Annotated in this window: 12 protein-coding genes, 1 tRNA gene and 1 pseudogene; all 14 read left to right on the top strand. The window is 50.1% G+C overall.

Annotation, left to right across the window (positions count from 1 at the left end; translation table 11 throughout):
- A pseudogene (locus Q0628_RS00555) lies at window positions 1-285 on the top strand (hypothetical protein); the annotation flags it as partial.
- 1 nt (window position 286) lies between these two features.
- Window positions 287-1543: a PcfJ domain-containing protein gene (locus Q0628_RS00550; RefSeq protein WP_298767503.1), complete on the top strand. Its 1257-nt coding sequence runs from the start codon at window positions 287-289 to the stop codon at window positions 1541-1543.
- Window positions 1540-1893 carry a hypothetical protein gene (locus Q0628_RS00545; RefSeq protein ID WP_298767500.1) on the top strand — a complete coding sequence of 118 codons (354 nt, stop codon included), beginning with the start codon at window positions 1540-1542 and terminating at the stop codon, window positions 1891-1893. The genes Q0628_RS00550 and Q0628_RS00545 overlap by 4 nt, the downstream gene beginning before the upstream one ends.
- Before the next feature lie 122 nt (window positions 1894-2015).
- On the top strand, window positions 2016-2567 hold the full coding sequence (locus Q0628_RS00540; RefSeq protein WP_298767498.1) for a pentapeptide repeat-containing protein: 552 nt from the start codon (window positions 2016-2018) through the stop codon (window positions 2565-2567).
- Window positions 2567-2752, top strand: coding sequence for a hypothetical protein (locus Q0628_RS00535; protein WP_298767496.1), 186 nt, complete (start codon window positions 2567-2569; stop codon window positions 2750-2752). The genes Q0628_RS00540 and Q0628_RS00535 overlap by 1 nt, the downstream gene beginning before the upstream one ends.
- A 27-nt stretch (window positions 2753-2779) precedes the next feature.
- Window positions 2780-3067, top strand: coding sequence for a hypothetical protein (locus Q0628_RS00530; protein ID WP_298767494.1), 288 nt, complete (start codon window positions 2780-2782; stop codon window positions 3065-3067).
- A gap of 7 nt (window positions 3068-3074) precedes the next feature.
- Window positions 3075-3206 (top strand) — tRNA-OTHER (locus Q0628_RS00525).
- 33 nt (window positions 3207-3239) lie between these two features.
- Window positions 3240-3566 carry a hypothetical protein gene (locus Q0628_RS00520; protein WP_298767492.1) on the top strand — a complete coding sequence of 109 codons (327 nt, stop codon included), beginning with the start codon at window positions 3240-3242 and terminating at the stop codon, window positions 3564-3566.
- 73 nt (window positions 3567-3639) lie between these two features.
- Complete coding sequence (locus Q0628_RS00515) at window positions 3640-3867, top strand: hypothetical protein (protein WP_298767490.1); 228 nt, start codon at window positions 3640-3642, stop codon at window positions 3865-3867.
- Between the two features lie 234 nt (window positions 3868-4101).
- Window positions 4102-4392, top strand: coding sequence for a hypothetical protein (locus Q0628_RS00510; RefSeq protein WP_298767488.1), 291 nt, complete (start codon window positions 4102-4104; stop codon window positions 4390-4392).
- Window positions 4385-4735 carry a hypothetical protein gene (locus Q0628_RS00505; protein ID WP_298767485.1) on the top strand — a complete coding sequence of 117 codons (351 nt, stop codon included), beginning with the start codon at window positions 4385-4387 and terminating at the stop codon, window positions 4733-4735. The genes Q0628_RS00510 and Q0628_RS00505 overlap by 8 nt, the downstream gene beginning before the upstream one ends.
- A complete protein-coding gene (locus Q0628_RS00500; protein ID WP_298767483.1) occupies window positions 4722-4940 on the top strand; it encodes a hypothetical protein in 219 nt (72 codons plus the stop codon). Before Q0628_RS00505 ends, Q0628_RS00500 begins: the two co-directional genes overlap by 14 nt.
- Window positions 4937-5149: a helix-turn-helix domain-containing protein gene (locus Q0628_RS00495; RefSeq protein ID WP_295685135.1), complete on the top strand. Its 213-nt coding sequence runs from the start codon at window positions 4937-4939 to the stop codon at window positions 5147-5149. Before Q0628_RS00500 ends, Q0628_RS00495 begins: the two co-directional genes overlap by 4 nt.
- A gap of 15 nt (window positions 5150-5164) precedes the next feature.
- Window positions 5165-6127 (top strand): tyrosine-type recombinase/integrase (locus tag Q0628_RS00490; protein ID WP_298767480.1); only part of this gene is annotated, 963 nt, incomplete at its 3' end.

The following is a 6127-nucleotide window of genomic DNA, read 5'->3' as shown; positions in this document are numbered from 1 at the left end:
AAAAAGTTCGAAAAGTGCTCCAAGTGCAAAAAGGATTTCCTACACCTGTGGAAGGACGGACTCTGCCTGAAGTGCTTCGAGAAGAAAGAAAAGGCCGATGCGGCAGACGCCGAGAAGGCCCGCCTCCAGCGCGAAAAGGAAGAAGCCAGGAAGAAGGCGATCGAGGAAAAGAAGGCCGCCCTGGAAGCAAAGAGAGCCGCCAAGGATGCTGAAAAGGCCCGAAAGAAGGAAGCCGAGAAAGCCGTTCCGGATCAGATCGACATGTTCGCGATGTTGGGGGTCTAGGATGATACGTACGCAGTACCACAACAGGATAGAAATAGTACGCGGGAAGGTGTTCCGATACGTGCGGGCCGTTTGGCCCGCGACAAGGTCTCACGGCGCCGGAGAAATCGACGTGTACAGGTTGGACGAGGATGGAAACCAGCAGGTCAGGAACCTTTGCTACATACCTATTTCCGGCTACATGGTCGACTTTCCGGACAAAGGCAGGAAGGTAGAAAATTGGGCGACTCCTATAATGAACGTCAGGCGTTTTTCCGAAGACGGTTACGGCTTTTTCGACGACATGGACGTAAACGATGTTTACGACACCATCACACGTGTACATCCGGAATTCAAGTATACCCTGCAAAAGGCCGACCATTACACGCTTACACAGGCCATGAACCTGTTGATCGAATGGAAAGTAAATCCGAAGACGGAGCTGCTAGTTGGAGCCGGTTACAAGAAGTTAATCCGGAACGGTTCTTTTTCGAAGATGAAACCTGCATTGCAAAAGGCTGTCCTTGCTTTCATCCGGAAAACAGACGGAGCCAGCAGCTGGACCTTGAACAAGATCCTTTTCGTACTCAATCGAAAAGGAACTGCGGAAGAATTTGACGCCTGGCAGGGCTTCAGGCACTGGGGTGTATTGGTTCCTTTTCGCTGGTTCAAGAAATACGGACCGGACAAAGACCTTTTGAACCATTATGAAGATTACATACGCATGGCCAGGAATGTCGGGCACAATGTGGACGACGATTACTGGAAATATCCTGCAGACATCATGAAAGCGCACAACAAGGTCATGAAGGAATTCAACCGTGTACGTCGTGCAGAGCTCCAGGCCGCCAAGGAAAGGGCAAGGGCTGAAAGGATCGAGCTCGAAAAGAGGGCCAAGGCCACAAGAAAGGATTTTGTCAAGTTAGCAAGGAAGTTCTCGAAGCTGTCAACCAGCAAGAACGGCTTGAAAGTTTACGTCCCGCAGAATGTCAGCGCCGTTATAGAACAGGCCAAGAAGCTGCACCAGTGCCTTATAAGAGCCGATTACGTCGGAAAAATGACAATAGGGAAATGCCTCCTTGTTTTCATAGCGACAAAAAGCGGAAAGCCCGTCGCGACGGCCGAAATATTGAAGAACGGCGAAATCGGCCAGTTTTACGGTGACGAGTCAAAGCCTTACAAGGACATGAAGCCCAACGAAAAAACGACGGAAGCCCTCCACGCATGGCTGGAAAAGAACAAGGACAAGGCAATGAAGATTTTAAAGGTGACCGCATGAAAACGCTCACGCTTACAATCGCCGAACCGTGGTTCTCGATGATACGGGACGGAAAGAAAAAGGAAGAGTACCGTGAAATCAAAGACCACTACTTCCACCTGCTCTACAGCTACGCCGAAATGCAAAAGTTCTTCGGTGTACCTCCGCAGCCCTACCACTTCGACCGTCCACAGGTTTTTCACACGAAGCAGTTCCAGAAGAACTTCGACCTGCTCGTACTTCGCAATGGCTACCGTGCGGACAGCCCGAAGATAACATTCAGAAACCCGAAAATCCGCATCGGCACGGGCAAGACCGAATGGGGCGCGGAATATGGCAAACAATACTTCATCATCACTTGGGAGGCATAATATGCAGCAAGAACAGAAGAAATCCGAAGAACCGCAGAAAAAGGACAACGAGCAAAAACCGTTCCGTCCGCAGTCTTATCACATCAACATCCGCACATGCGGAGCAAAGCCGAGGCTGTAATATGACACAGGAAGAACTTGACAAAATCGTAGAACAGCACCGGCACTGGATCAAAGAGGACTGCGAAGGCTGGGAATATATGCGCGCCAATCTCTCCAGGGCCGACCTCTCGGGCGCCAATCTCACGGGCGCCAATCTCTCGGGCGCCAATCTCTCCAGGGCCGACCTCTCGGGCGCCAATCTCTCGGGCGCCAATCTCTCGGGCGCCAATCTCTCCAGGGCCGACCTCTCGGGCGCCGACAAATTTCGGCTTGGCAAGGGGCTTGACGAGCCGCTCACCGGCTACAAGAAAACAAAGGAAGGCGTGGTTATCACAGCAGAGATTCCCGCGGGTGCCATCGTGTTCTGCATCAACGGCAGAAAGTGTCGCACCAACCGGGCCAAGATTACTGACATGGCTGGCCACGATGTACTGCACTCGCAGTACGACAGCAGTTTCGAATATCGCCTCGGGCAGGAAATCGAAATCATGGACTTCAACCTGATGTACAACGTGGAGTGTGCCAGCGGCTTCCACTTTTTCAGGACGAGGAAGGAAGCGGAGGAATACTGATGGAAGTACACTATGACCAAGACAAGCGCAAGGACCTTGTCTTCACGATTCAGGAGGACGACGCCGGACACATCGAAATCATAATAGACCAGCAACGGCCCCCGTGCGGGGATTTTCAGCAGGTAGGGCACTATTCCGTGCCGGTCCCGGAAGAACCCGCAGAGATTTTCACAATCAAAAGATAACCGCCCATAGGGCAAAGGAAACAAACCATGTGTGAAGAAAACAAGAACAACGAAAAAAAAGAAATTCCGGAAAACCTGTTCGAATTGCTGAACAGCCTTCGCAAAAAGCGCGAGGATACACCGAGCGAGAAAATCCTAAAGCTCGCTCTCGAACGCGACAAGGTGTATGACCGTTGCAAGTCCTTGAGCGCAGAAATCAAGGAAGCGAAGGAAAAGAACCAGGACTACAGCTTCCTCACGATCCAGTTCAACCACATGGACGATTACAAGAAAGTCCTCGGCGACCAGATTAAGAAACTCATCGACGAAACCTAAAACCACATCGGCTGTAGCTTAATTGGTTAAAGCGCGGCTATACCCGAATATCGGTTCGACTCCGATGAAAGAAGGTGTTTAACGGTTACACGCGGGAAGAAGGTGCCGAAGGTTGCGGGTTCGACTCCCGCCAGCCGAGATAAGATTTAACAACCATAGGAGAAATGAAAAAATGAGCGAAATAGGAATACACATCCACAAGTTCCAAGACGGCAACGAGGCCGTCGTAGTCGAGTTTGGCTTCGGTAAAATCGGGATCGGGCTTGACAAAAATTGCGCACTCAACTTGGCTGTACATCTTCAAGAATTGAAAGAATCAAAGGAGATGGGGGCCTTCTTGACACGGGAAGAACTAGAGGACAATTTCAACAACCCTGCAAATACACTTGAAGTGATACTCGGTTTTCCTGATGTGAAGTCAATCGACAACTTTATCGAGACGCTGAAAATTTACCGACAGAAAGTCTTTTTCCCGAACGCAAGGATAAGGAGCGCTTAAATCTACGCAATAGCTCATTTCCTCGAAGACAAAGTGATGGGCTACCGTTTGCACCCTTTTCAGGAGAAGAAATATGGCAGACGCTAAAGATCGAGATTACACGAATTTTGTCACGTTAAGCGAAAATGGTCATAATGCGCTAATCCAAGAAAGATACACTACTCTTGAACTTTTCAACTCCGCAAGACGTGACATTGAACGTTACATCAACCAGACCGCAATCCGAGAGGCGCTAGAGAACCACAAGTCAAACTGGATTGCGGATTCCAAGGGCGGAGAGCCAAATTGCAGGAGGGGATGATGGCTGAAATAAGATTCAACCCAATGGACGATAATCGGTATTACAATCAGAGGCCAATACTCCTAATTGTCTCTGGTATCGTACATGAGGCATGCTTTGAGAGTTCCAGAAATTGGTTCTACCTGCATAATCATTGGCAGCCCGAAGGTATAGGAATTGCCGAATTGCCTGACTATATCAACAAGGGCGACGATCGTCTAGAAGGATGGGCGTTCTGTGAGATATGGAGAAACCATGATTAACATAAACAAAAGTAAAGTGTTGAATTATGTAGAGAAAGCGTTGAGCGAACAAACGACTTTTTACTATGGCTGTCAAACGCCTAAATGGATTAGAGAAAAGACTGACGCAAAGGCAGGAGATACCGTAACAGTCTACGGAATACCTAAAAAAGAAAAGACAAAGCCGCATCCGCATAAAGAAGAAGGGTATGCAATTATCAGTAGGAAACGTGTCTACAATGGAACGCTACTTCAATTTGACGGAAACAAGTGGCTTAGACTAGATGGAGGAAAAGATGCGTAGAGAGCTGAATGAATTTCAGAACGAAGTTCTTGAATATACAGGCTTGAGTATTCCACGTTTTGCCCACCGTAGAAATCGGGTAAGATGCTGCGATTGCGATCATTGGTTTAAGGCTTTCAAGTGCCTTGGAAAAGAAATTACTGATGAAGACAAGTTTGCAGACGCTTGGGGCGTTGATATTCATCCTGCAATAATATGCGGAAAGTGTGGGCGTAAATTTTGGACAAAAGCTGATAATCAATCAGTAGCATTACCAGATTTTAGGAAAGTTTCAAAAAGACGTATGAAAATTAGAAAAGCAAAAATTATAAAAGCGATGGAGAATAACAATGACGATGATTAACCTCACCAAGCACCAATTTAAAATATGCGAGGCCGTAGCCCTCGGGCTCACCCACTACTACATGGGGCCTCGCGACAAGCGAGAAGTGACCGCCACCGAGCGCGCGGAGGCTCTCGCCACAATCCCCGACCTGCCTGCCGGATGGATGCAGGAGGAGCAGGAATGGATGCTCCACAAGAATCCGAAGAAGGAGAAAAAAGCATGAAAAACCCGAAAGAAAAGACATACGACCTCAACGGCGTGAAATACCTCACCATCACAGGCATGGCCGAAAAGCTGCGCTGCAACCCGCAGACGATCCAGCGCAAGGTCGCGCAGAAGAAAATCCGCTTCATGCGCTACCTTAACAAGCTCCTTTTCAAGGAGGAATGGGGCGACGAGTACCTGGAAAGCCTCGTCGTGGCTCCACGTTAACCTAGATTTTGCCGCATGACTTTACGAGTCTCCGTCATACGCAAGAACAAGTCCAAGGGCATCAAGACATGGTACGCCCGGATAGCCGATCCCGAGCAGGGCATCGAGGTGTACCGGTCTTTGGGGACAACCCTCAAGGGCGAGGCCCAGTTCCTTGCCGCCAAGGCCCTGGAGGACTTCAAGCACAAGGAAATCGACATAACCTTCGAGAGGGCGTTCGCCGAAGTCGTAAAGGACAGGCAGCTTCGTGGATACGACAGCAAGACGATGTACATGTACAACCAGGCGTTCAACATGCTGTTCGAACTTCGAGACAAACTTGTAGCGGACATCAAGCCGGAAGAACTTTCCGGGATTTTTGCCGAAAAATGCGAGAAACTCGGGGCCAGTTCATACAACTGCAGGCACCAATACTGCACTTCCATATTCTCGTTCTGCGTCGAAAGGGAATGGATCTCTAGGAACCCTATGAAGAAGGTCCCGAAAAAGAAGACCGTCCGGAACACGTTCCCCTTCTTCTGGACGGTTGACCAGGTGAACGCCATCCTTGATCACGCGTCCACACCAGAGCTCAGGATAACATGGGCACTTATGGCCTTTGCAGGTCTCCGTAAGGACGAGGCGGCCAACCTATCCGACGGTGACATCCACGACGGGTACATCCACCTGGTCGGAAAGGGCGACAAGATGGCGAAGGTCCCGGTCTCGTCGAGGCTACATGCCGAACTTGAACGGTACGGCAAGCCCCTTCCCCACATCCATAGCCTGTCGAGCTCAGTGAAGGTCGCCGCAAGGAACGCCGGGATCGAGTTCCAGGGAGAGGCCACGAACCACAGGTTCCGCCACAGCTTCGCGTCCAACCTTATCCGCGCGGGAGCCGACATCAAGTCCGTCCAGCTGCTGATGCGCCACGAGAACGTGGAAATCACCCTGAATACGTACTCCCACCTTCTGGGCGCCGACCTCGAGAAGGCCGTT

Source organism: uncultured Fibrobacter sp. (genome assembly GCF_937877005.1).
GTDB lineage: Bacteria > Fibrobacterota > Fibrobacteria > Fibrobacterales > Fibrobacteraceae > Fibrobacter.
This window is presented reverse-complemented; position numbering and strand designations above follow the sequence as displayed.

Excerpts from the sequence above, each read along its gene's own strand:
- Q0628_RS00550 (WP_298767503.1), top strand. The coding sequence starts at position 287 with ATGATACGTACGCAGTACCACAACAGGATAGAAATAGTACGCGGGAAG.
- Q0628_RS00545 (WP_298767500.1), top strand. The coding sequence starts at position 1,540 with ATGAAAACGCTCACGCTTACAATCGCCGAACCGTGGTTCTCGATGATA.
- Q0628_RS00540 (WP_298767498.1), top strand. The coding sequence starts at position 2,016 with ATGACACAGGAAGAACTTGACAAAATCGTAGAACAGCACCGGCACTGG.
- Q0628_RS00535 (WP_298767496.1), top strand. The coding sequence starts at position 2,567 with ATGGAAGTACACTATGACCAAGACAAGCGCAAGGACCTTGTCTTCACG.
- Q0628_RS00530 (WP_298767494.1), top strand. The coding sequence starts at position 2,780 with ATGTGTGAAGAAAACAAGAACAACGAAAAAAAAGAAATTCCGGAAAAC.
- Q0628_RS00520 (WP_298767492.1), top strand. The coding sequence starts at position 3,240 with ATGAGCGAAATAGGAATACACATCCACAAGTTCCAAGACGGCAACGAG.
- Q0628_RS00515 (WP_298767490.1), top strand. The coding sequence starts at position 3,640 with ATGGCAGACGCTAAAGATCGAGATTACACGAATTTTGTCACGTTAAGC.
- Q0628_RS00510 (WP_298767488.1), top strand. The coding sequence starts at position 4,102 with ATGATTAACATAAACAAAAGTAAAGTGTTGAATTATGTAGAGAAAGCG.
- Q0628_RS00505 (WP_298767485.1), top strand. The coding sequence starts at position 4,385 with ATGCGTAGAGAGCTGAATGAATTTCAGAACGAAGTTCTTGAATATACA.
- Q0628_RS00500 (WP_298767483.1), top strand. The coding sequence starts at position 4,722 with ATGACGATGATTAACCTCACCAAGCACCAATTTAAAATATGCGAGGCC.
- Q0628_RS00495 (WP_295685135.1), top strand. The coding sequence starts at position 4,937 with ATGAAAAACCCGAAAGAAAAGACATACGACCTCAACGGCGTGAAATAC.